This window comes from Ornithinibacillus xuwenensis (assembly GCF_039614845.1).
In the GTDB taxonomy this organism is placed as follows: Bacteria; Bacillota; Bacilli; order Bacillales; family Amphibacillaceae; genus Ornithinibacillus; species Ornithinibacillus xuwenensis.
Window position 1 is genome coordinate 646370 of the sequence record NZ_JBDIML010000001.1, and the last position, 23721, is coordinate 670090.

Annotated in this window: 25 protein-coding genes and 1 pseudogene; 4 read left to right on the top strand and 22 right to left on the bottom strand. The window is 36.0% G+C overall.

Translation table 11 applies throughout. The features are described 5' to 3' along the window. Positions 1-127: 127 nt before the first annotated feature. Both ABC228_RS03895 and ABC228_RS03900 read right to left on the bottom strand, forming a co-directional pair. Complete coding sequence (locus tag ABC228_RS03895; RefSeq protein WP_345823771.1) at positions 128-748, bottom strand: CAP domain-containing protein; 621 nt, start codon at positions 746-748, stop codon at positions 128-130. 121 nt (positions 749-869) lie between these two features. Continuing rightward, complete coding sequence (locus ABC228_RS03900; RefSeq protein ID WP_345823772.1) at positions 870-1532, bottom strand: CPBP family intramembrane glutamic endopeptidase; 663 nt, start codon at positions 1530-1532, stop codon at positions 870-872. Between the two features lie 251 nt (positions 1533-1783). On the opposite strand from ABC228_RS03900, the gene ABC228_RS03905 reads away from it, so the two are divergent. After that, positions 1784-1957, top strand: a complete 174-nt coding sequence (locus ABC228_RS03905; protein ID WP_345823773.1) for a hypothetical protein — start codon at positions 1784-1786, stop codon at positions 1955-1957. Between the two features lie 50 nt (positions 1958-2007). On the opposite strand, the gene ABC228_RS03910 is transcribed toward ABC228_RS03905, so the two are convergent. The 14 genes and pseudogenes from ABC228_RS03910 to ABC228_RS03975 all read right to left on the bottom strand — a co-directional run bounded on the left by ABC228_RS03910 (position 2008) and on the right by ABC228_RS03975 (position 19011). Beyond that, on the bottom strand, positions 2008-2874 hold the full coding sequence (locus ABC228_RS03910) for a 5'-3' exonuclease (protein ID WP_345823774.1): 867 nt from the start codon (positions 2872-2874) through the stop codon (positions 2008-2010). A 13-nt stretch (positions 2875-2887) separates the two neighbouring features. Beyond that, positions 2888-6514, bottom strand: a complete 3627-nt coding sequence (locus ABC228_RS03915; protein ID WP_345823775.1) for a dynamin family protein — start codon at positions 6512-6514, stop codon at positions 2888-2890. A 122-nt stretch (positions 6515-6636) separates the two neighbouring features. Next, positions 6637-7104, bottom strand: coding sequence for a CBS domain-containing protein (locus ABC228_RS03920; RefSeq protein WP_345823776.1), 468 nt, complete (start codon positions 7102-7104; stop codon positions 6637-6639). A gap of 34 nt (positions 7105-7138) precedes the next feature. Beyond that, on the bottom strand, positions 7139-7600 hold the full coding sequence (locus ABC228_RS03925) for a flavin reductase family protein (RefSeq protein ID WP_345823777.1): 462 nt from the start codon (positions 7598-7600) through the stop codon (positions 7139-7141). 286 nt (positions 7601-7886) lie between these two features. Further along, entirely contained in the window at positions 7887-9416 is a 1530-nt protein-coding gene (locus tag ABC228_RS03930; RefSeq protein ID WP_345823778.1) for an acyl-CoA carboxylase subunit beta, read from the bottom strand. 16 nt (positions 9417-9432) lie between these two features. Next, entirely contained in the window at positions 9433-10215 is a 783-nt protein-coding gene (locus ABC228_RS03935; RefSeq protein WP_345823779.1) for an enoyl-CoA hydratase, read from the bottom strand. Between the two features lie 50 nt (positions 10216-10265). Then, positions 10266-10481, bottom strand: a complete 216-nt coding sequence (locus ABC228_RS03940; RefSeq protein WP_345823780.1) for an acetyl-CoA carboxylase biotin carboxyl carrier protein subunit — start codon at positions 10479-10481, stop codon at positions 10266-10268. An 18-nt stretch (positions 10482-10499) separates the two neighbouring features. After that, entirely contained in the window at positions 10500-11849 is a 1350-nt protein-coding gene (locus ABC228_RS03945) for an acetyl-CoA carboxylase biotin carboxylase subunit (protein WP_345823781.1), read from the bottom strand. A 43-nt stretch (positions 11850-11892) separates the two neighbouring features. Beyond that, complete coding sequence (locus ABC228_RS03950) at positions 11893-13035, bottom strand: acyl-CoA dehydrogenase (protein ID WP_345823782.1); 1143 nt, start codon at positions 13033-13035, stop codon at positions 11893-11895. A 94-nt stretch (positions 13036-13129) separates the two neighbouring features. Continuing rightward, positions 13130-13537 (bottom strand): TetR-type transcription factor C-terminal domain-containing protein, encoded by a 408-nt coding sequence (locus tag ABC228_RS03955; RefSeq protein ID WP_345823783.1) that lies wholly within the window; start codon positions 13535-13537, stop codon positions 13130-13132. Positions 13538-13579: 42 nt separating this feature from the next. Next, positions 13580-13702: pseudogene (locus tag ABC228_RS03960) on the bottom strand (TetR/AcrR family transcriptional regulator); the annotation flags it as partial. Between the two features lie 173 nt (positions 13703-13875). Continuing rightward, positions 13876-16326 carry a DNA topoisomerase IV subunit A gene (parC, locus tag ABC228_RS03965; protein WP_345823784.1) on the bottom strand — a complete coding sequence of 817 codons (2451 nt, stop codon included), beginning with the start codon at positions 16324-16326 and terminating at the stop codon, positions 13876-13878. A gap of 41 nt (positions 16327-16367) precedes the next feature. Beyond that, a complete protein-coding gene (gene parE, locus ABC228_RS03970; protein ID WP_345823785.1) occupies positions 16368-18320 on the bottom strand; it encodes a DNA topoisomerase IV subunit B in 1953 nt (650 codons plus the stop codon). Positions 18321-18597: 277 nt separating this feature from the next. Continuing rightward, positions 18598-19011 carry a CoA-binding protein gene (locus tag ABC228_RS03975; RefSeq protein WP_345823786.1) on the bottom strand — a complete coding sequence of 138 codons (414 nt, stop codon included), beginning with the start codon at positions 19009-19011 and terminating at the stop codon, positions 18598-18600. 195 nt (positions 19012-19206) lie between these two features. Here ABC228_RS03975 and plsY point away from each other — a divergent pair, with 195 nt between their 5' ends. From plsY to yidD, 3 genes are all read left to right on the top strand, one after another. Next, complete coding sequence (plsY, locus tag ABC228_RS03980) at positions 19207-19788, top strand: glycerol-3-phosphate 1-O-acyltransferase PlsY (RefSeq protein ID WP_345823787.1); 582 nt, start codon at positions 19207-19209, stop codon at positions 19786-19788. A 96-nt stretch (positions 19789-19884) separates the two neighbouring features. Next, a complete protein-coding gene (folE2, locus tag ABC228_RS03985; RefSeq protein ID WP_345823788.1) occupies positions 19885-20802 on the top strand; it encodes a GTP cyclohydrolase FolE2 in 918 nt (305 codons plus the stop codon). 27 nt (positions 20803-20829) lie between these two features. Continuing rightward, a complete protein-coding gene (yidD, locus tag ABC228_RS03990; protein ID WP_345823789.1) occupies positions 20830-21072 on the top strand; it encodes a membrane protein insertion efficiency factor YidD in 243 nt (80 codons plus the stop codon). Positions 21073-21138: 66 nt separating this feature from the next. On the opposite strand, the gene ABC228_RS03995 is transcribed toward yidD, so the two are convergent. The 6 genes from ABC228_RS03995 to ABC228_RS04020 form a co-directional block, all read right to left on the bottom strand. Continuing rightward, positions 21139-21588: a GNAT family N-acetyltransferase gene (locus tag ABC228_RS03995; protein WP_345823790.1), complete on the bottom strand. Its 450-nt coding sequence runs from the start codon at positions 21586-21588 to the stop codon at positions 21139-21141. Between the two features lie 22 nt (positions 21589-21610). Beyond that, a complete protein-coding gene (locus ABC228_RS04000; RefSeq protein ID WP_345823791.1) occupies positions 21611-21910 on the bottom strand; it encodes a hypothetical protein in 300 nt (99 codons plus the stop codon). Then, positions 21910-22335, bottom strand: coding sequence for an acyl-CoA thioesterase (locus ABC228_RS04005; RefSeq protein WP_345823792.1), 426 nt, complete (start codon positions 22333-22335; stop codon positions 21910-21912). Before ABC228_RS04005 ends, ABC228_RS04000 begins: the two co-directional genes overlap by 1 nt. A 102-nt stretch (positions 22336-22437) precedes the next feature. After that, positions 22438-22668: a small acid-soluble spore protein Tlp gene (gene tlp, locus ABC228_RS04010; protein WP_345823793.1), complete on the bottom strand. Its 231-nt coding sequence runs from the start codon at positions 22666-22668 to the stop codon at positions 22438-22440. Positions 22669-22837: 169 nt separating this feature from the next. Further along, positions 22838-22993 carry an FbpB family small basic protein gene (locus tag ABC228_RS04015; RefSeq protein WP_427902207.1) on the bottom strand — a complete coding sequence of 52 codons (156 nt, stop codon included), beginning with the start codon at positions 22991-22993 and terminating at the stop codon, positions 22838-22840. Positions 22994-23095: 102 nt separating this feature from the next. Beyond that, a complete protein-coding gene (locus tag ABC228_RS04020; RefSeq protein WP_345823794.1) occupies positions 23096-23692 on the bottom strand; it encodes a TlpA family protein disulfide reductase in 597 nt (198 codons plus the stop codon). Between the last annotated feature and the right edge of the window lie 29 nt (positions 23693-23721).

A 23721-nucleotide genomic window follows, 5' to 3' on the forward strand; every position in this document is an offset into this window, starting at 1 on the left:
TCTGAAACAAGACTAATCTCCCCTTTCCTTTCTTTTATTTTAACATAAAGTAATCTTCATTTCGTATACGTATGAAAGAAAAGAAAGTCCCAATTAGCAGAGTCTAATTGGGACCTTAACTAGCTTCTTAAGAACCTGTGAACATCTGAACCCAAGCCCCATTGTAGTAGCCAACTCCAATGGAATCAAAATTAGGGTTTAATATATTTGCACGGTGACCAGAAGAATTCATCCATGCATTCATAACCTCTTGAGGTGTTTTCTGCCCTTTTGCAATATTTTCCCCAGCTGTACGGTAATTGATACCGAATGTTTTTAACATATCAAATGGAGATCCATAGTTCGGGCTTGTGTGAGAGAAGTAATTGGAATTAATCATATCCATCGCTTTCTTCTCTGCTACATTTTTTATATCAGCTCTATGCTGTAATGCTGAAAGACCTTGCTTTGCTCGTTCTTGGTTCACCAATTGAGCTACTTGTTCTTCAAATGAGCTTGGAGAAGTAGCGGTTGCTCTTAGTCGGATGACCGAACCAACTTGCATATTTGTTGGAACAACATTTGGGTTTAGGCGCATTAACTCTCGATAGTCCAAGCCATAACGCTTTGCAATAAACCAAAAAGAGTCCCCTTTTGAAACTTTATAAAAATCGAACGGAGGTTCGTTAAACATCTTTATTTGTGCACTTGCTCCTATTGGAAATGCTAAGAAGAGCGCAAGTAGCAAGGGAATGAATCTTTTTATCATATACTTTGTCACCTCAAATTATATAAATTGTTATCCCCTGATACTATTGTTTCTTTTAGCATCATTGTAATGCATGGTTAATCTTGGCACATAAAAAGTAGCAGCATAAATATGCTGCTCACTAATAAAAAAGCGTTAGACCAATGATGATAATCATGATATCTGCGCAGATATGAATCATCCAAGATGCCCATATCGTTTGATTACGTTCATTTACTTTATGGAAAACAAGTCCAATAACCCATAGTCCGATAAAACACAGTCCAATAATTAATGGATCAAACCACAGCATAATCATCGGTATATGATATGAAGCAAATAAAAGAGGACTATAGATGTATCCTACTTTCTTTGGTAAATTAAAAAAAATAAATCCTCTAAAGAAATATTCTTCTAATAATGAATTTCCAAAGGTAATGTATAAACCGACAATAATATAAGTGGCTGTTGTAATTCCTAATCGATCCGTTAAATCTGTTTTAATTGCATTCAAATCAATGAACGGTAAAAATATCAAATAAGCGATTAAGACAATACTTGCAGAAGCTATTCCAAGTAGTATTACTCTTCTCCATTCGTGTTTAGTCATTTTAGCTAAATTGATCGGATTCTTAAACTGAAAATCTTGAAACACCCTTTTGTAGATCCAAATTGTTATAAAGAAAAGTAAAATTTTTAAACCCGTTTTAATTAAATAATTGATTTCAATCCCATGTTCTATAAATGCTAACAAGCCACAGGTAACGATTGTGCTTAGTACAATATATAACGTTTTCTGTCTCATATTATTCCCCTAATTAAAGATCAATGTGAATTTTTTATAATATACAAATAGTACTCTGATTATTACATACTTATCTTAGGCAAAACAACCGTAAAAATTTTTGTTGTATAAAGGATAAATTTGTAAGATTGGTGAATGAAAATAAAATTACAGGGTATCCTACTTTTTGTAAGTGATATGAACTAGCCTGTTTAAAGCTTAAATAAACAAAATAGTTCATTCACTTAAAAAATTATAGGAGGGTCAATAACATGGCGAATAATAAGAATCGCAATAACAACAATAACAACAACAACAACAACAACAATAACAATGATAACGTTGAATTTGCGAATGAGTTTCTAAATGACAATTTAGACAACAACAACAACAACAATAATAACAACAATCGCAATAACAATCGCAAAAACAACAACCGTAAATAGTTTTACGTAAAACAAAAACCTGTATTGAAAAATACAGGTTTTTGTTCTTATTAGGATGACAATAGCTTTGTTAAGTTATTGAATTCAAGCTCAACAAATTTTTCTTTTACTTTTTCAATATCGACATTCCATTTCGCAGTATCTAGTTGAATTTCAATTGGGACATCACATCGAATCTCAGCAAGTGTTCTTGATAATTGTAACATCTCAATATCTGCCTTAATTTTTGTCTGTACTCCCTTTGGCAAATTATCGATATTTTCCAATAACCTATCAATGGATTCATGCTCCTGTAAGAGCTTTAATGCCGTTTTTTCTCCAATTCCTTTAACTCCTGGATAATTATCAGACGTGTCACCCATTAATCCCTTTAGATCAATAATTTGCTTAGGATGTAGACCCTTCTTTTCATAGAAATTATCGGTATTAAATACTTCGTAATTACCTTGCCCTTTTCTCATGATAGCAACTTCTACACCAGGTTCAACTAGCTGTAGAATATCTTGATCACCAGTAAGGATCATGACATGATAATTAGCAGCAAATTGTTTTGCAAATGTTCCAATACAATCATCCGCTTCAAAATTTTCAATTCCAACATTTGGCATATTAAACGCCTCGACAACTTCTTTCACTAAATCAAATTGAGGGATAAGCTCTTCTGGTGGCTGTGAACGATTTGCTTTATATTCTTCATACATAGTCGTTCGAAACGTTTTACTACCCATATCCCAACAGCAAATTACATGTGAAGGTTGGAATGTGTCAACCGCATCTAATAAATAGCGCAAGAATTGATAAATTCCATTTGTCGGAATACCTTTTGGATTTTTCATAAAGTTTCCACGATATGCAGTTGCAAAAAATCCTCTGAATAATAAAGCCATTCCATCAACTAATAATATTTTTTCCTTCATTTGTACACGCCCTTTATTTAATATCTTCCATTATATTCGAAAGATCCCTTTGTTTTTGTACTAGCATGGACATATCCTGTGTTCTATCCAGCAGCTCAAAATTAGATTCTACGTAACGATTTATTTCCTCCATTAAATCATTTTTCATTGTATCAACCCATGCATTCCATTGTATCACATAATGTTCGTCCATTAATCCGTTCGTTTCCTTGATGTATTCTTCGATGTCAGAGATTAGCGTATTGTAGATAGCTTCCTTCATTGCTTCTTTTTCATTTTTCTCAAAGAAGGCTTTTGTTCCTTTATATAGAGAAAATGCCTTTTGGAATTTCACTATATCAATGTCTGTCAATGGTTGATGATAATCTGGTGTTTCGAATTCAGCTGATTTTGCAGCTGGCAATGAAAGCTCTCCATCTACCACTTGAAGCTTATTAGAAAAGCTAGTATACAGAGTTGCACTTTGCTCCTTCATATACGATTCAATTCGAAGTGATACAGCACGTGCTTCTTGTAAGAGTTCATAGCCCATATAGTCCAGTAAGTCAACCATATTTCTTTCCAGTTGACGAATGGCTTTTCTTCCTGATTCAGATACAGTAGTTGGATTGAATTTATCCTTGAACATATCATGAAAACGAATGCCAAGTCGCTCCACTACATAATGAAGTTGCTTTGTTATTTTTTGTTGAATTCGTTCTATGAATAAACTACCTTCTTCAGACTTCGTAATGGTAGCGAGTAATTCCTGATGCCTTGCTTTTAAATCTGCCTTATACGTTTCCTTTTCTTGTTCATCCAGATTCATCTTTTGAATAAAATGGTCGAATAAATTCTTCGTTCTATCTAAATCATAAATCGATGATTTTATGACGATTTGCGATAACTCATTTTCTAAGAATGAATAAAATTCCTCTTCAAAATCAGCCATTTGCTTATTAAGCTCTCGAGTAGCCATTTTGTCTGTTAAGGCTTGCTTACTGGAAACAGGATATAATCTTGGGTTGCGTATACCCAATTTTAATAATTGGTCTTCTACATAGTCCTTTACCAGATGTAGCTCTGTATCATCCTGTGCAAGGTCAGACGCATTGATTAAGAAAAACATTTTATCAAGTTGAAATGATTCCTTAACTCTCCCTAACTGCATGACAAAATCGCGATCAGCTTTAGTTAGTGCATGATTATAATAAGTGACATAAAGAATAGCATCTGCATTCTTTATATAATCAAAGGCTACATTTGTATGCCTTGCATTAACCGAATCTGCTCCAGGCGTATCTACTAAGGTAATTCCTTTTCTTGTTATCGAGCAGTCATAAAAAAGGTCAATTGATTCGATATAACATGCTTTGGCTTCGTCTGTGACATATTCAGTAAAATCCTCTAATGAGATGACACGAGTGTGGCCAATAAGTTCCTTATGCTTTTCATATCCTCTTAACACTGCTTGTAAATATGCCTGATACATATTACTTAATTCCTGGCTTTGATCGATGTTATTTGTCTTAATCCATTCAATAAACGATGAAAGCTTATCAAATTCTGGTGGAGAGAAATGCTTTAATATTCCTAATAAATCCTGCTTTAGAGTCTTAAAGTCCTTTACATGAATTAATACTGTACCATGCTTATGCTCTTCTGTTACAGGACTAATGCGATTAATAACTGCAGTTGTTGGATTAGGAGAAGATGGCAATAATCCTTCTCCAATCAGTGCATTAGCAAGTGATGATTTTCCAGCACTAAATGCACCAAAAAGAGCGATTGTAAGCTTTCGATTATCTAGTCTTTCTTTTTTCTCCAGCAATTCCCTTATAATGGACTCGAAGCCTGGAAGACCCTCAATCGTGTTTATCGTTTCACCTATCGCTTTCACTATTTGATGGGGCGTTGGTAACGCAGAGCTATTTGTTAGATCATCGATTGGAACTATTTTCGCTGTGTTTTCTTTGGAATCCATTTTCTTTTTCTCAAGAATAACGGTACCCTTACGAAATACTTGATTATTTAATTTTTGCATCATTGCTATAGCGAGTTTATTGGAGTGTTCCGGATCATACAGCTGCTCCTCCATGTGTTTTACTTGGTTATGGAAATTCTCCTTTATTTGCTTGTATTCTTCCTTGGCATCAAGTAATTCTTGATAGGTCCTGAGCTCTGTATAAAATTCATCTATTTTGGCTTTTGAATCCTTGGACTGGAACTCAATGATGGTTGCTAATAAAGCGCGAGATGACTTTCGGTATTTCGTTTTAATTGCATGGCTCACATCATTCGTATAATGTAACACTGAATCACCATTAACGATTGCACCTTTTTTTATAAGTCCAGTTATGTCATCTTCATTAAAGGAGATAGCTAATTGTTGCGCCTTTTCTAGTAATTGTGGTTCCGCAATAGAGTATGCTTTTAACACATCACCAAATTTCTCACGGAGCCGCCATTCAATATTCACCTGCATGCTTTCATTAATTGCTGTTAAAAACTCATGCATACGATTCTCTTTTTCTTCTTCCGTTTTCCTTTTCGCTCCAAGAAAACCTACTTTAAAATCCTTTTGCTGTGATTCTAAAAAACGCATCGCTTTATCGCGCACCTCTGCTGGCATTAAATAAGCATTCTTTAATGTTTGCTCCATATCGTATATAAAGTCATGTTGAAGGTCCTTTGTCTTATTTTCTAAGGTTTCAATTGCATCTTTTATCGATTCAACTTTCGAAATAGCTTCTACATTTTCAATACCATCTACCGATAGCATCGTAATCTCTTCGTCCATCTGTTCTTTTAAAAAGGTTTTGTGTTCCTCCAACAAATTCCTCACAGAAGCATCTAATCGGAGAATGTGTTCTTCGCGAAAGAGATTGTCAACAGTTTGTTTTATTTCTTTTAATTGATTGTGACTTGCATTCTCCTCTACCAAGGAAGAATAATAAATAGATTCTGGTGTCAACCCCCATTGGTCAAACGTTTGTTTAACACTACTATCAAATGCTGCAAATGATAATTCATTCTCATTATGTTTATCTATCTGATTGATAATAATAAAATACGGTATATTCATTGCCTGTATTTTTTTCAAAAACAATAAATTCACTTCTGATTGCACATGATTATAGTCCATGACATAAAAAAGCACATCCACAAGATGTAAGGATGATTCCGTAATTAACCGGTCAGTGTCATCAGCAGCATCAATCCCTGGTGTATCAACAATCGCACTGTTTTTAGGAATAATGTCCTGGCTAGAGCTGATCTGAATTTGTTTTATTGTATCTTTATCTTTACAATATTCTTTAATCATATCTAGATCATATGGTTCGTCATATTCCATTGGCTGTTCTTGATGGAAGAATATCCGAGCTACCCCTTCACCAGATGTCAGTTTAACAATGTTAGCACTTGTTGGAATTGGACTTTTTGGTAATAATTCACTACCTAATAATGCGTTAATCATCGATGATTTTCCTGCAGAAAAATGACCTGCAAAGCTGATAATGAATTCATCTGCTTCTTTTTTTTGGTAGAGTTCAAGTATTTTATCGGCATTTTTCGTATCGCCATGCTCCAACATAGTATGATAGATTCCATTTAAATTTTCATTTCCAATGATGGAAGTATTCTGATGGATTGCTTTCACGTTTTATTTACCCCTTTATTCCACTATATATATTTCATTATATCGTAATCTAAGGACTTATTACTACCACCCATTAAGACATTTTCAACATAGCAAAAAAACTTCTTCGTAAAAAAGAAGTTTTATTCTTTTTTAATTATTTCCGTTGTTATATGACGTAACAGGTCTCCACGGCTAACAACCCCAACAACGCGTTTATCTCGACCTATTACTGGTATCTTTTTAAAGTGATGCTGCGAAAAGATGTGTAATGCATCATCTATATCATTTTCTGTACTTAATGTTTTTATGTCCTTCGTTATCATCATCTCTGCTACTGACTTATTAAGAGAATAACGAAGTTTCTCGGATAATTTCTCCCGCTCGCTAACCATCACGATTGCGAACATATCATACACTGTTCTACTGGATGGCTTTAAATATCGAATGACATCCCCATCACTAATGATGCCAACTAATACATCATCCATATTAACAACTGGTACGCCACCAATTTTATTAGATACAAGAATTTGTAGAAGTTCTCGAACCGTTGTATTTTCTCTTATAGAAATTACATCTGTTATCATGAATTCTTTTACTTTCATCATTTCACCAGCTAACTAAATTTAATATTGAAGTACATCACGTTTCAATTTTTCTGTATTTACCGCCATAAAAAATTATTGGTTCTCCATTGCTAACGTTAAAGTCACTTACTTCTGCAATAAATAGTAAGTGGTCTCCAGCCTTTACCTTTTCTGTTACTCGACAGGCAAGCGAAGCTAATGAATCCTCAAGTATTGGAACTCCTTTCAACATTTTAAACGAAATTAATTGCTCATCCTTTAATTGTTTCGCGAAATGTCTAGAATGAAGTTCTTGGTCTTCTGTTAAAATACTAATACCAAATTGACCAGTTTGCTGCAAAGGATGATACATTCTTGCTTTTTGATCTATGGAAATTGCAATTAGCTTTGGGGATAAAGATACAGACATAAACGCATTTACAGTCATTGCCATTATGTGATGGTTATATTCAGTTGTAACGACTGTTACACCAGTCGCAAATCGTCCCAGTGCATCACGATAAAGTCGATCGTCCATTACTTTCCCCTCTTTCCCTATTTGGCCGCGCATTCAGTTAACATAATATTGTTATGGTTAACTGAATTATTGAAAAGCTAATGATTAACTGATAAAAGCTAAAGTTTAGTAGTATTATGCTAAAGTTTGGCTAAGAAATGCTAAAGATGTACAAAAAACTGCTAAAGTTGTTTGATTTTAGATATACATACCTCATTGTCTACCACTAGTATATGTATTTTTCTTCAATTTGTTAGGCTATTGACCACAAGAAAAAGAGTCTTGAATATTCAAGACTCTTTTCTCTTTATACTGGATATACGCCATGCTTTCGTTCTGTAAAGGTTACATTTTTTGCTTCGTATATACGGAAGCGGTGAGTTAGCTCATCTCTTAGCTTGTTTGGTTCTATAACTGCATCGATAACTAACTCACTAGCTAATCGATAAATATCAATATCATCACGATACTCATCTTGCTTTTGTTTAATAAATTCAGCTCGTTCTTCCTCTGGTAGCTCTGCAATTTTATTGGCATAAACTGCATTTACTGCAGCCTCAGGTCCCATTACTGCTATTTGTGCACTTGGTAGTGCAATACAGCAATCTGGTTCAAATGCTGGGCCAGCCATCGCATATAATCCTGCGCCATATGCCTTGCGTACAATGACTGAAATCTTCGGTACCGTTGCTTCACTCATGGAAGCTAGCATCTTGGCACCATGACGTATGATTCCGGCACGTTCAACCTTTGTACCAATCATAAACCCAGGAACATCCATAAGGAATAACAACGAAATATTGAATGCATCACAGAGTTGAATGAACTTAGCTGCCTTATCCGCAGAATCCGGGAATAACACGCCTCCCTTCATTCTAGGCTGATTCGCAATAATTCCAACTGATTTACCGTCTATTCTCGCCAGCCCTGTAATAAGTTCAGGGGCAAATTTCTTTTTAATCTCACAGAAGCTATCTTCATCAATTAGACGATTAATTAGATCATACATATTAAATGGTGCATTTTGATTCTCGGGAATTAACTCTTCAATTGATTTTTCAAATTCTTTAGCATTTTTTGGTTTGAAAGCACTTGGCTTTTCTCTAAAGCTTTTCGGGAAATACGTTAGATAGTTACGAGCGTATTCGATTGCCTCTGGTTCAGTTTTCACCAGTACATCGCCTACTCCCGAAACACTGCAGTGCATTCTTGCTCCACCCATTTCTTCAAGTGTGACCTTTTCACCAATGACCTTTTCAGCCATTCTAGGAGAGCCAAGATACATGGATGCATTTCCGTCTACCATGACAACAATATCACAAAATGCTGGTATATACGCTCCTCCTGCAGCAGAAGGTCCAAATAATAAGCATACTTGTGGAACACGGCCAGATAGTTTAATTTGATTATGAAAAATTCGACCAGCACCCCTTCTGCCTGGAAACATTTCAATTTGGTCTGTAATTCTAGCTCCTGCAGAATCCACCAAATATAGCATTGGAAGCTCTAACGACATTGCAGTCTCTTGAATACGTATAATTTTTTCTACGGTTCGCTTTCCCCATGAACCTGCCTTTACTGTCGAATCATTTGCCATCACACAAACATCCTGACCATTCACTTTCCCAATACCAGTCACGACACCGTCTGATGGAAGCGAATCATCCATACAGTTAGCAAAGAATGCATCCTCTATATCAATACCATCATCGAATAATAATTCTAATCGCTTACGTACAAATAATTTCCCTTGTTCTTCATTTTTTTGGTGGTACTTTTCTTTTCCACCTTTTTCGATATGCTCAATTCTTTTTTGTAGCTCTTCTATATAGGACATTGCTTAACCTCCTGTCTTATTTTCCTTGGTATAATGGGGCCCTCTTTTCTTTGAATGCTTGAAGTCCTTCTATCCGGTCTTTTGTCGGAATGGTTTCTTTGTAGCAAGCATGCTCTATTGCTAATCCAGTAGTTAAGTCGGCTTGACTTCCTTGATTGATTGCTGTTTTTGCAGCTTGTAAAGCAATGGGACCATTCTTGGCAATAATACCTGCTGTCTCCAATGCAATGGTTTGCAAGGCATCCTTACTTGTGATCTGTTCTACTAGACCAATAGTAAATGCCTCATCAGCTGTTATTGCTTTGGCAGTAAAAATTAGCTGCTTTGCCCGACCAATTCCGACTAATCTTGTTAACCGTTGGGTTCCTCCCGCTCCAGGAATAATGGCAAGAGATGTTTCTGTTAACCCCATCTTAGCATGCTCCGAGGAAATTCGTATATCACAAGCTAGCGCAATCTCAAGTCCGCCACCAAACGCAACACCATTTAATGCAGCAATAACAGGCATTTTCATTTCCTCAATCGCCTTTACTGTTTGACCAATATAACGAACCGCTTCAATAACTTGTTCTTCAGACAATCCTCTTCTTTCTTTTAAATCAGCACCCGCACAGAATGCTTTTTCCCCACTACCGGTTAGGACTGTACAACGGATAGATTTATCTTGGTTTATTTTTTCTATCGCATGATTAAGCTCATCCAAGAGTGCTTTTGACATGGCGTTCGCAGCATCAGGTCGGTTGAGTTTGATTAATGCAACATGATTATCAATTACCTCTAAATCTACAAGTAAGGACATATGTACCTCCTAAAAAATTCTTAATGATACTCCCATTCAAATAGAATGCTTTACGGCTCGATTATCGCAATTAAATCTCCTTCGTTCACAAAATCACCTTCGTCTACACTTACTTCCTTTACAATACCTGCTTCCTCAGCCGCAATAGGGATTTCCATTTTCATAGATTCCAAGATAACGATATCTTGATCTGCCTCTACTTGATCACCTGGAGATACGAGAACCTTCCATACGTTTCCTGCCATCATTGCTCTTACTTCTTCCATTATTATTCCTCCTAATTATTAGCTTTTCGGTTTCGTAAAATGTTCTTCGATAAAACGTGTTGTTGTTTCACCTGTCTGAAATGCTTCATGTTTAACGATATCAATTAATAGTGGCGTATTCGTTTTTATTCCTTCTATTTTAATGTATTCTAGTGTTTCCGATAATTTATTTATCGCAGTTTCTCTTGAATTACCTGTAACGATTAATTTACAAATCATCGGATCATAGAATGGTGTGACATCATAGTTGCTTGTAACAGCTGATTCTAAGCGGATATAATCTCCAGTTGGAATATCAAAAGTTGTGATATGTCCAGGAGATGGAAAGAAGGTTTTTGGATCCTCTGCATATATTCGTGCCTCAATTGCATGACCGTTAATAGTTAGGTCTTCTTGTTGGAATCCTAATTCTTTCCCATTGGCAATATTAATTTGCGCTTCCACGATATCAATTCCCGTTATTTCTTCCGTAATTGGATGCTCTACTTGAATTCGAGTATTCATTTCTAGGAAATAAAAGTTCTCATCTTTATCTACTAAAAACTCAATCGTTCCAGCATTCGTATACCCAAGTGATTTAGCAGCGGTAACAGCCGCTTCTCCCATTCTCTTTCTTGTGCTTTCTGAGATAAACGGTGAAGGGGCTTCTTCAATTACTTTCTGGTTACGACGTTGAATGGAGCACTCTCGCTCAAATAAGTGAACAACCTCACCGTATTTATCTGCTAAAATTTGAATTTCGATATGGCGAGCATCGTCTATCTTCTTCTCCAAAAACATGGACCCATCACCAAAGAAGCTTTCTGCTCGTTTTGCATTGTTTTGGAATGCTTTTAGTAACTCATCATCGTGATGGACAACCTGCATCCCTATTCCTCCACCACCTGCAGAGGCCTTTAGCATGATTGGATAACCTATATCATTTGCAATTTCAACTGCTTCCTCAGCTGATGGTACAGCTTCCTCGGTACCAGGTACGATTGGTACATTTGCTTTTTTCATCGCTTTTCGAGCTTCAATCTTACTACCCATCATGTCCATGACATGACTTGTAGGACCGATAAATGTTATACCTGCCTTCTCACACTTCTCTGCAAAGCTACCACTCTCACTTAAAAATCCATATCCAGGATGAATGGCATCTGCGCCTGCTTTCTTGGCAATAGAAAGGATTTTATCAACATTTAAATAACTCTCATTAACACGAGGAGGACCTAATAGAAAGCTTTCATCTGCCATTTTCACAAAAGGAGCAGATTGATCTGCCTCTGAGAAGACCGCAACGGTTTGGATACCCATTTTTTTACAGGTTTTAATTATGCGAGAGGCAATTTCGCCACGATTCGCTATAAGTATTTTTGTAATCATAACTTCTCTCCTTCCAGATAAAGAATTAAAGATAGATAGCTACCTAGCAACCTAGTTGTCTTGCGATTACAAGACGTTGAACCTCAGAGGTACCTTCGCCAATCTCTAGTAGCTTCGCATCACGTAAGTAACGTTCTACCTCATATTCACGCATATAACCATATCCACCGTGAATTTGTATTGCTTGATTAGCTGCTCGAAATGCTGTTTCAGTAGCAAATAATTTGGCATAAGCTGATTCCTTCGTAAATGGTTTATCGTTATCCTTCAGCCATGCAGTCTTATATACCATATTTCGAGCTAGCTCTACTTCCATCGATATGTCTGCAAGCTTAAATTGAATTGCTTGGAAATTAGAAATTGATTTACCAAATTGCTTTCTTTCTTTGGCGTATTGTAACGCTTTTTCTAAGGAGGCCTGGGCTATACCTAAACCAAGTGCAGCAATAGAAATTCTACCACCATCTAATGTATATAAAAATTGACTAAATCCTTTTTGAGGATCTCCTAATAAATTTGATTTTGGAACACGTACATTCTCGAGCACAATTTCAGCTGTGTCAGAACCTCGCACTCCCATTTTGTCATAGTTACTTGATATTGTAACGCCTTCTGTATCGGTTGGAACAATAATGGCAGAAATAATATTTTTTCCATTTTCATTTTTTCCAGTCACAGCAGTTACAATTATGGTCTTGGCAAAGCTAGCATTTGTAATAAAGCATTTTTCACCATTAATGACATAATCATCACCATCTTCAATTGCTGTTGTTTTAGTTCCGCCTGCATCAGAGCCCGCATTTGGCTCAGTCAGTCCAAAAGCTCCTAATGCGCTCCCTTCCGCTAATGGTGTTAAGTACTTTTCTTTCTGTTCTTCCGTACCAAAATAATAGATTGGACTCGCACCCAATGAAACTGCAGCAGCATAGCTTAATCCTGTGCTACCACAAACACGACCAATTTCTTCCACAGCAATTGCATAAGACAAGGTATCTCCTCCAGACCCACCATACTCTTCTGGGAAAGGAATACCCAATAGGCCTAGTTCACCCATTTGTTTAAAGATATCTAATGGAAACTTAGCCTCTTTGTCAATTTCGATTGTTCTTGGTTTAATAACCTCTTCAGCAAAATCACGAACCATTTTTCGAATCATTGATTGTTCTTTTGTTAAATTAAAATCCATAAAAACCCTCCTCCAAATAATAAATAGACCGACTGGTTGGTCTGTCTATTAAATAAAATGATAGCTTACTAGAATAAGCTATTAGACTACCAGATTAAAATAGAGCGCTTACATTTTCTTGGTTAATAATCCCTCGCATGATGAAGTCGACGTATATGTCACCAATTTCATCTATTGTATTTTCACCAGATGTTTTATACCACTTATAGGTCCAGTTTACCATTCCAAGTATTGCCATACCAGTAATAACTTCCGATAAGTCTTGCCTAAACTCTCCTGATTCTTTTCCCTCGCGAATTGTATCGATAATGATTTCTTTAAATTGATCTCGCTTAGTTTTTATTAATTCTTCATAATTGGACTTGAGGTACACATTTTCTTGATAAAATACGGAAATATGTGGCTTATAGAGATCAAATACTTGGACAAAGCTTTTTATGATTGCATGTAATTTCTCTGTTGGAGAAACATAGGTGTTCTTCGCTGTGTTTCCTTTTTCCAAAACATACGTGATAAACGTATCATGGATGACAAAGAGAAGTTCATCCTTCGATGTGAAATGATGATAAAATCCTCCCTTAGAGGTACCAATGCTTTCAACAATTTGATTTACTGTAACTCCATGAAACCCATGCTTTTCAAACAGATGTAGAGCAGACTGAATGATTTTATTTCGTAAATCCGTTAGAAGCCCTCCTCTCTTTTACCCTAATAGCTTATCATATTTTTCTGAATATAAAAAGTTTAAATAATAAAACAAACGTTTATTCTGTCTAGATACAAAAAAGAAAACACTTTGCTTATACAAAGTGTTTTCTCGCTATCCGATTCATCAAAGCATTATTTCTCAGTAGAATCAAATGGCTTTTCGTAAGTAGCCTCTTTCCATGCTTCCACGACTTCCCCTTGCGTATCAGAATCAATTACAAATGAACCGTTACTATATCGATCACTTGTAGATAATTCCAGTGGGAATATTTGATGGTTTTCACCTTTAGTTGTTGTAAATGAAATCGTATCATTCTCATGTGTGACAAAGAATCCTACGATTCGATGTGGCTTACTTTTTAGTTCGCGGAGCATAATTAATCCCCGTTTTGCTCGGCTTGTCTTTTCAAATTCGCGTAACTTCATTCGCTTGCAAGCACCACGTTGGGTTACCAGCACTAACGACGGCTCTGATAGATCATCAAATACTTGTCCACCAACTACATATTCGCCATCTTTCAGTTGAATAGCTTTAACACCAGCAGCGCGCTGACCGACAACCGGTATTTCGGACTCATGATACCATAACCCGTATCCTTTATTGGATGCTATAAATACATCGGAATAGCCTTTTGTTTGGCACACGCTTACAACCTCATCACCCTTCTTTAAATTAAGAGCAATTAGTGCTTTTGAGTAACGCTGTGCCTCATAGGTTTTTAGCTCACTTCTTTTTACCATACCATTTTTTGTAAAGAATATTAGATATTCTTCATCTTTAAATTCTCTTATAGGTAAGCACTGAATAACATATTCATCTTTCTCTATCGAAACGATATTGGAGATATGCTGTCCAATATCTTTCCAACGAATATCTGGTAATTCATGAACTGGTATATAGAGGTATTTACCTTTATTTGTAAATAGAAGAATCTTATCCGTTGTATTAGCCTCAATTAATCCAACCAGATGGTCATCATCTTTAATTGCAAGGTCTTCCCCATTCGATGCTGCATAAGATCGGATACTTGTCCGTTTGATATAGCCTTCTTTCGTAGCAGATATTAAAACATCCTCGCTGGCTACGGTTACTTCAATATCAATGGTAAGCTCTTCAATCTCGTCTTCAATTTGTGTTTTTCTTCTGTCTGCAAACTGCTTTTTCAGTTTTTTTAAATCATTTTTAATCGTTTCAAATAGTTTTTGTTCACTTGCCAAGATTGATTCTAATTCAGCTATTTGCTTACGGAGTTCCTCTGCTTCTGCTTCTAACGCCGTAATATCTGTATTTGTTAAACGATATAGCTGTAGCATGACAATTGCTTCCGCTTGTCTATCTGTGAACTCGTACATTTCCATAATTTGTTTCTTAGCATCTTGTTTATCTTTCGAAGCACGAATTGTGGCAATTAGTTCATCTAAAATCGAGATTGCTTTAATTAAGCCCTCCACAATATGCGCTCTGTCTTTAGCATGTTTCAAATCATAATTTGTAGATCGTGTCACAACATCTCTCTGATGCTGAATATAGGCATCAAGCATTTGTGGTAAGGAGAGTAGAGTTGGTGTCTTATCCTGAATTGCAACCATATTGAAATGATAGGTTACTTGTAGGTCTGTATTTTTATACAGATAATTAAGAACCCCTTCACTGTTCACTTCTTTTTTCAACTCGATCACAATTCTTAAACCAGTACGATCTGTTTCATCTCTAACTTCAGCTATACCTTCTACTTTTCGATCAATACGTAGCTCATCTATTTTCTTTACTAGATTTGCTTTATTAACCTCATACGGAATTTCATCAATTACGATTTGTTCACGATTACCACGAATTGGCTCTACAACAGCTTTACCGCGTAATACGATCTTTCCTTTACCGGTTTCATAAGCTTTACGAATCCCATCAACACCTTGAATAATACCACCTGTAGGAAAGTCTGGTCCTTTCAGAACCTTCATTAATTGTTCCGTCGTTACTTCTGGATTATCAATTCGTTTGATAACAGCATCAATAACTTCTCCAAGATTATGTGGAGGGATATCAGTAGCATATCCAGCTGAGATACCCGTAGAGCCATTAACTAATAGGTTTGGAAACTTAGCTGGTAACACGACCGGTTCTTGATCGGTATCATCAAAGTTAGGAATAAAATCAACCGTTTCCTTATTTAGGTCTCGAAGTAACTCTGAAGCAATACTAGAAAGTCTTGCTTCGGTATAACGCATAGCAGCCGGTGGATCGCCATCAACACTACCATTGTTACCATGCATTTCTATTAATACGTTACGCATTTTCCAATCCTGACTTAGGCGGACCATTGCATCGTATACAGAAGAATCACCATGAGGATGGTAATTACCAATTACCGTTCCGACTGTTTTAGCCGATTTACGAAAATGCTTATCATGTGTGTTCTTTTCTCTATACATTGCATAGAGAATTCTTCGTTGTACAGGCTTTAATCCATCTCGTGCATCTGGTAATGCACGATCTTGAATTATATATTTACTATATCTTCCAAATCGATCACCAATTACTTCTTCTAATGGAAGATCGAGAAATTTTTCTGACTGTGTCAAGTCATTCCCCCCTTATCTTACCTTTAGGTCTTTCATCATTTTTAAGAGTGTATTTTATCGTTCTCTAGTATGTTTGGATCATCCTCAAGTCCAAACGCAACATTAGATTCAATCCATTTTCTTCTAGGCTCAACTTTGTCACCCATTAAGGTAGTAACACGACGTTCTGCACGAGCAATATCATCAATCGTAACACGAATCAATGTTCTAGTTTCTGGATTCATGGTTGTTTCCCATAATTGGTCTGCATTCATCTCACCAAGACCCTTATAACGTTGAATGATATAACCATTCTTAAATTGATTAACCGCTTTTCGCATTTCATCTTCATCCCAAGCGTAGGTAATCTTTTCTTTCTTACCAGCACCTTTTGAAACTTTATATAAAGGAGGTAATGCGATATAAACCTTTCCAGCCTCAACTAATGGCCTCATATAACGATAAAAGAACGTTAACAACAGAACTTGGATATGTGCTCCATCTGTATCAGCATCTGTCATAATGATAATCTTATCGTAATTTACGTCCTCTAATGTAAAGTCCCCACCTATTCCAGCTCCAATGGTATGAATAATGGTAGAAATCTCTTCATTTTTAAACACATCTTGTAATTTAGCCTTTTCGGTGTTAATGACTTTACCTCTAAGCGGAAGTACCGCCTGGAATTTACGATCTCTTCCTTGCTTTGCAGAGCCACCTGCAGAATCACCCTCTACTAGATAAAGCTCATTCTTACTTGGGTTTTTCGATTGAGCAGGAGTTAGCTTACCGCTAAGAATAGTATCTTTTCTTCTTTTCTTTTTACCACTTCTTGCATCCTCACGTGCTTTACGTGCCGCTTCTCTCGCTTCTTTTGCTTTAATGGCCTTCCTAATTAACGTACCAGAAATGTCTGGATTCTCTTCCAAGAAGAAAATTAGCTTTTCAGAAACAACAGCATCTACAGCCGAACGTGCCTCAGATGTACCAAGCTTTCCTTTTGTCTGTCCCTCAAATTGTAATTTCTCCTCTGGAATACGGACAGAAACAATTGCCGTCAATCCTTCTCGTATATCAGTACCCTCAAGATTCTTATCTTTTTCCTTTAATAAACTATTTCTTCTTGCGTAATCATTAAACGTTCTTGTAATGGCCGACCTAGCACCTGATTCATGTGTGCCACCATCCTTTGTACGGACATGGTTAACAAAGGATAACATGTTTTCTGCATATGCATCATTGAATTGAAAAGCAAATTCAACTTCTATATCCTGATGATCTCCCTCAAAGAAGACCACCTCATGTAATGTGTCTTTATCTTCATTAACATAGTGTGCAAATGATTTTAATCCATCTGGATATTCATAAATGTCTTTATCCTCTGTTCGTTCATCTGTTAGCGTTATCTTTAGCCCCTTCATTAGAAAGGCAGCTTCACGCAAACGTTCTGATATCGTCTCAAAATCAAAAACAGTAGTCGAGAAGATTTTAGGGTCAGGTTTAAAGTGAATTAAGGAACCAGATTTTCTTGTCGTTCCTACTTTTTTAATACCGCCTGCAGGATTCCCGCCATGTTCAAAACGCTGGGAATAAACCTCACCATCACGATATGATGTTACTTCAAGCCACTCCGATAAAGCATTCACAACGGATGCCCCAACACCATGTAGTCCACCACTGGTTTTATAACCACCTTGACCAAACTTTCCTCCAGCGTGTAATACTGTAAATATTACTTCCATCGTAGACTTACCTGTACTATGCTTTCCAGTTGGGATACCCCTCCCACTATCTTCTACTGAGATACTATTATCATTATGTATCGTCACATTTATATCATTTCCATAACCCGCCAGTGCCTCATCGACAGCATTATCCACTATTTCAAAAACTAAGTGATGTAAACCACGGTGGTCTGTACTACCAATATACATACCAGGTCGTTTTCGAACAGCTTCTAATCCTTCTAGTACCTGGATCGAATCATCGGAGTAATGTAATGTTGTCTTGTCCAATTCAGATTTGCTCCCTTCACCAAGAAATCATTATCATTATATTAATCATCGTAGAACAAGTGTTTGTCATTGTAAAGATTTACTTGTACTAAAACAGCATAATCAATATATCGGAATTAATGCAATATCTTTAAGTATACTACAATTTTTTTGTAAATGTATAGATGTTCTAGAAAGTTGAATCAAGCATGACTGTATTTTGAAGCGAAATAAGTCGCAAGAATTGACTCCATTAGACACACAAAATGGATGACCTTAGCCATCCATTTTACAACATTTATTTCTTTACAAGGACTGCATGAGCAACCTTAATACATAAATCCATAATTACAGTGAACCCTTTATCATCAAGGAAATGATACGCTTCTTCATTTGTAATTCCTTGTTGAGCCCAAAACACCTTACAGTCAAGCTGTGTTGCTTCTTTGGCAATTTCCGGTAAATATTCTGGTCTCCGGAAGACATTAATAATATCAACAGATTCTTTTATATCTACTAACGAATCGTATGCCCTTTCCCCCAACACTTCATCTACTGTAGGATTAACTGGAATTATCCTATAGCCATTTTCTTGCATTATTTTTGAAATTTGATAAGATGTTTTCTCGGGATTATTCGATAATCCAACAACGGCGATTGTCTTAGTGCCTTCCAATATTTGTCTAATATGTTCATTCGATGGGTTCTGCATCCTTTTTAGCTCCCTTCAACTAATGTATACTAATTAGTAGTTTAGCATGTACAAACAAATCAATCAGCTTTTAGGATTCATAGTATTTACAAATTCAAATTGTTTCATAAATTCATATGATATAGTACCTTCTATTAAGAGTTCATGATAAAATGAAACTATACATAAGGAATAATTAATGAAAGTAGGAATAGCATGGAGTACATTATTTTTGCGGTTATCGCTTATTTATTAGGCTCAATTCCTTCAGGGCTAATTGTAGGAAAAATCGGCTATAACATTGATATACGTGAGCATGGCAGTGGTAACCTGGGAGGTACAAACACCTTTCGTGTCCTCGGAATTAAAGCTGGTATCATTGTAACGCTTGCAGATATTTTAAAAGGAACTTTAGCAACTTTAATTCCTTTATTTGCTGAAGCCGATGTGTACCGACTAGCAATTGGTATTTTTGCGGTAATTGGCCATACCTATCCATTATTTGCAAAATTTAAAGGTGGTAAAGCAGTTGCGACCTCTGGTGGTATTATTCTCGGTGTTAGTCCAATTTTATTCATCATTATGATACTTACCTTCTTACTATCGTTATATATTAGTAAGTATGTATCGTTATCTTCAATGATAACAGGAGTTGTAGCAGTTATTGCATCAGTGTTTTTAGGAAATATTGGATTGATTATCGTAACAGCAGCATTAACCCTATTTGTTATCTACCGTCATACTGCAAATATCAAACGAATTATTAATAAAACAGAACCAAAAATTAAATGGATGTAATCGCTATGATCAATAAGCGATATCATTGAAAAATTAGACTTATTTGGCTTATAATTTGGGATGAGACAAGTCTTGCAGAGCAGAGGGGAATTTATCATGAATTCGAATAATACACCGCAAAAAACATTGCCAAATAAACAAGAACGACATAAACTATTTGGTTCTGTAAAACCTGGACCAAAAACAAAACCAGTTGACAAAGAGAATATGAAAGATTTACAGAACATGCAAAAGGATTTTCTATTTGAGCTTAATGCTGTTGGCGTTACGAATATAAAACATCCAATCATAGTTAATAGTGATACAAGCCCAAATACCCAAACAAGTATTGCAACGATCACCTTTACATCTAGCATTAACCAGATGAGTAAAGGTACGAATATGAGTCGTTTTATGGAGCAACTCGCTACTTATAACGAGCAAGGATTTACTACTGACTTGGTTACTCTGAAGCAATTTGTTAAAGAACTTGCTGAACGATTAGGACAAAGAGATGCCACCATTGAGTTAAAATTCCCTTGGTTCTATGAACGTCAAAGTCCGAATACGAATTTATCTGGTCTAAATCATACTGATTTAATGATTCGTATTTCTTATCATCGTGAAACAGGCTATCAAATAAAAGTAGGACTGTCTGTATTAATTACAACGTTATGCCCTTGCTCTAAAGAAATTAGTGAATATAGTGCCCATAATCAGCGTGGAGACGTATCAATTGAGGTAGAGTTGGATCAATCATTTGATGAAAATGAAGGCGATTGGAAGCTAGCTTTGTTAGAGGCTGCTGAAAGCAATGCAAGTGCGAGATTACATCCTATTCTAAAACGACCTGATGAAAAGACGGTCACAGAAACCGCTTATGAAAATCCAAGGTTTGTGGAAGATATGGCCCGATTAGTTGCTGCTGATTTATACGAAATGCCTTTTGTAACAAGCTTTACCGTTACATGCCAAAATGAAGAGTCCATCCATATGCATGACGCAATAGCGACGTTAAGTTATCAAAAACATTAACACTGTCGTAAAGAAGAAGGTATTTTAATGAAATATATATTAATTGGACTAATTAAATTTTATCGAAGTGCCATTAGTCCATATACACCTTCAACCTGTCGCTTCTACCCTACCTGTTCGCAATACGGTTTAGAAGCGGTCAGAAGATTTGGAGCTATAAAGGGCGGATATTTAACGATTAAGCGAATAACTAAATGTCATCCATTCCATCCAGGTGGTGTGGATTTAGTACCAGAAAAAAAAGATAAAAATAAGCATTCTGAAGATTAAACAAGATGCTTCTCTAGTAATGAATCGATATTATTGATTCCCTAAGAGAGCATCTTATTTTTTTAGCTATGTAAGCGACAATTCCATCCATTCATTCGATTCGTTAAACCCAAATTTTTTATATACCGGTTTTCCGAGTGTAGAAGCACCTAGCCACAACTTAGAGACATCAGCATCCTGTGCTTCTTTAACTAAAGTATCTAATAGCTTGGTAGCAATTCCTTGCCCTCTGTATTCCGCTTTTGTATACATATTTGAGAGATACCCTTTTCGTCCACTCTTATTGGTAAATGAAGGCGGAAAGTCATAAAAGATGATTGCACCAGTTGCAATAATACTATCCTTTTCCACTACGATCCATTGTATTAATGAACCATCCTGTAATTTCTTATTAAAGAATTGATATAATTCTTCGTCAATATCTTGATTCGGTTCAATTCCCTCATCAATTAATTGTGTTTTTCTAAGCGTTACTAAATTATGAATATCCTTTTGGTTTGCTTTACGAAATTCCAATCCGAACACCTCCATCACATCGTTATAGCTCAAACTTCTTAATATGTGCTTCCATTCCTTCGCGCTCTAATATTTTTCTCTGCGTATCACCGAACAAATCAAAATGGGGATACCTCGCATCATTATGTATCCACTCAGAACTTAAATCATATTGCTTTCCCCAAGCAATTAATTTTTCAACGTTAGCACACCCTACTTTTGTTACCGTAGTACAGGAAGGAAATCGTTCATCTAACCAATAATGAGTAAGAAATGCAATTTCTCCTTTCGCTACACTTTCTTTCCAATTTTTAACTTCTTCCCTTTTTAATCCAAAGGCCATTACTTCTCACCTTCTAGGTTTTGCATATATACGTCATGCCAATCAGGGAATGCCTTTCGCAAGGATAATGGTCTAAATGTGTCCTTTTTCACGATGACATGCCTCGAGCTACCAGAAACACGTATATCGTCATTCTCATCAACGATCTGATAACCATAAACTGTTTTCAAACCATCATAGCTTTCTAGCCATGTTTCGACAAACACCCTTTCTCCATACTGAACTGGTTTCTTAAAGGAAATTTGTGCGTCTACAACTGGAGAGACTACATTATTTTTTTCCATTTCGATGTAGCTTAGCCCTAAATGCTCAATAAACTTTGTTCGTCCTATTTCAAACCATACTAAATAATTTGCATGGTAAACAACTCCCATTTGATCTGTTTCTTGATATCTTACCTCGATTGGTGTCTGTACTTTATTCAATGCGATTCCTCCTAATTCTCTTACTCATTATTTTAGCACACCCTATTTGTGTTGCAGAAATGAAAAAACCTCAAATCAAGATGATTTGAGGTTTTCGTTAAACTAATGTTGATCACGATATTCGTCTTTAATTTCTTCACGCATTCCTTGAATTGATTCTTCACGTCGCTTGTTTTTTTCTTCAATTCTTTCTTTCTCTTCTCCAGAAGCGAATTGCATCGTTTCATGAGATGCTTCAATATTCTCAATCGTATCATGAATCATATGCTGTAGCTTGTCAATATTGTCGCTACGATCATCTGGTTTTGGTTTATTGTGATTCTTATGGGTCATGTGAGATTCTCCTTTTTGAAAGATTATTTGCCAAGGCATTGTTATTTTTACTTTATAGGCAATCATCTATTCAAAAAACAACTCGAGTTCATCATGGAAAAACCTCTTTTAAGTAACATAATATGGATACATTAAAAGAGGCAACTTTTGAATATTAAAGTTACGTAATTTAAGCTTCTCGACGTTTCGCGAGAACTTCTCTTGCTTTTCTTTCTAGATTTTCTTCAATTCGGTCCAAAATGATACGATCCTCAAGTATTTGTTGACGATTAGCTTGAACCAACTCTTCAAATGTAAGCCTCTTCTTTAAAGAAATGGTAATCACTCCCTTTTTAAAGAAGTATTCCCATCCCTGAGAAATTTTATAATAATTTTGTTAACGATACTTTAAATAATGAAACATAAACCAGAATTTCCAGCTTCTAGATTACTCTAGTGAATTCATCATTTCCACCATGAATTCATATGTCATCGGACCAACCTTTCTTGGAACCTGAATAATACCATCGGTTCCGATAAAATACGAAGTAGGAATAGTTACTGCCATATATTCATCTGTTACATCCATGCTCTTATCAAAAGCTACTGGGAATGTATAGTCATACTTATTAATAAATTTCCGGACAGCATTTTCGTTTCGTTCCGAGCCTGTAGCATTTATTGCAATAATGGTAATCTCATCACCATGATCCTCATAAAATTGTTGTAATTCCGGCATTTCTTCCTTACAAGGTGGGCACCAGGTAGCCCAAAAGTTAACTAACACCTTTTTACCTTTCAATTCTGATAGCTTTACCTTCTTACCATTTATCATTTCTAGCTCAAAATCAGGTGCAGCGTCACCCTTATTTATTCCTGATGACGAAGGCGATACTATCGATACTCCTTCTACAGAGGTATCTCCCGTTACATCAACTAAATTTGGACCAGTCGTCTTTTCTTCTTTATTGATTTCAAGAATATTGATGATGATAATTGTACCGAATGTCAATAATATCGCAATTCCTAAGATTTTCTTTATCATGTTCATTACTCCTATGTCAGTCATTCTCC

Bases quoted from the DNA above. Each gene is read 5' to 3' on its own strand.
- ABC228_RS03895 (WP_345823771.1), bottom strand. From the start codon at position 748: ATGATAAAAAGATTCATTCCCTTGCTACTTGCGCTCTTCTTAGCATTT.
- ABC228_RS03900 (WP_345823772.1), bottom strand. From the start codon at position 1,532: ATGAGACAGAAAACGTTATATATTGTACTAAGCACAATCGTTACCTGT.
- ABC228_RS03905 (WP_345823773.1), top strand. From the start codon at position 1,784: ATGGCGAATAATAAGAATCGCAATAACAACAATAACAACAACAACAAC.
- ABC228_RS03910 (WP_345823774.1), bottom strand. From the start codon at position 2,874: ATGAAGGAAAAAATATTATTAGTTGATGGAATGGCTTTATTATTCAGA.
- ABC228_RS03920 (WP_345823776.1), bottom strand. From the start codon at position 7,104: ATGATGAAAGTAAAAGAATTCATGATAACAGATGTAATTTCTATAAGA.
- ABC228_RS03925 (WP_345823777.1), bottom strand. From the start codon at position 7,600: ATGGACGATCGACTTTATCGTGATGCACTGGGACGATTTGCGACTGGT.
- ABC228_RS03930 (WP_345823778.1), bottom strand. From the start codon at position 9,416: ATGTCCTATATAGAAGAGCTACAAAAAAGAATTGAGCATATCGAAAAA.
- ABC228_RS03935 (WP_345823779.1), bottom strand. From the start codon at position 10,215: ATGTCCTTACTTGTAGATTTAGAGGTAATTGATAATCATGTTGCATTA.
- ABC228_RS03940 (WP_345823780.1), bottom strand. From the start codon at position 10,481: ATGGAAGAAGTAAGAGCAATGATGGCAGGAAACGTATGGAAGGTTCTC.
- ABC228_RS03945 (WP_345823781.1), bottom strand. From the start codon at position 11,849: ATGATTACAAAAATACTTATAGCGAATCGTGGCGAAATTGCCTCTCGC.
- ABC228_RS03950 (WP_345823782.1), bottom strand. From the start codon at position 13,035: ATGGATTTTAATTTAACAAAAGAACAATCAATGATTCGAAAAATGGTT.
- ABC228_RS03975 (WP_345823786.1), bottom strand. From the start codon at position 19,011: ATGCAGAACCCATCGAATGAACATATTAGACAAATATTGGAAGGCACT.
- plsY (WP_345823787.1), top strand. From the start codon at position 19,207: ATGGAGTACATTATTTTTGCGGTTATCGCTTATTTATTAGGCTCAATT.
- folE2 (WP_345823788.1), top strand. From the start codon at position 19,885: ATGAATTCGAATAATACACCGCAAAAAACATTGCCAAATAAACAAGAA.
- yidD (WP_345823789.1), top strand. From the start codon at position 20,830: ATGAAATATATATTAATTGGACTAATTAAATTTTATCGAAGTGCCATT.
- ABC228_RS04000 (WP_345823791.1), bottom strand. From the start codon at position 21,910: ATGGCCTTTGGATTAAAAAGGGAAGAAGTTAAAAATTGGAAAGAAAGT.
- tlp (WP_345823793.1), bottom strand. From the start codon at position 22,668: ATGACCCATAAGAATCACAATAAACCAAAACCAGATGATCGTAGCGAC.
- ABC228_RS04020 (WP_345823794.1), bottom strand. From the start codon at position 23,692: ATGATAAAGAAAATCTTAGGAATTGCGATATTATTGACATTCGGTACA.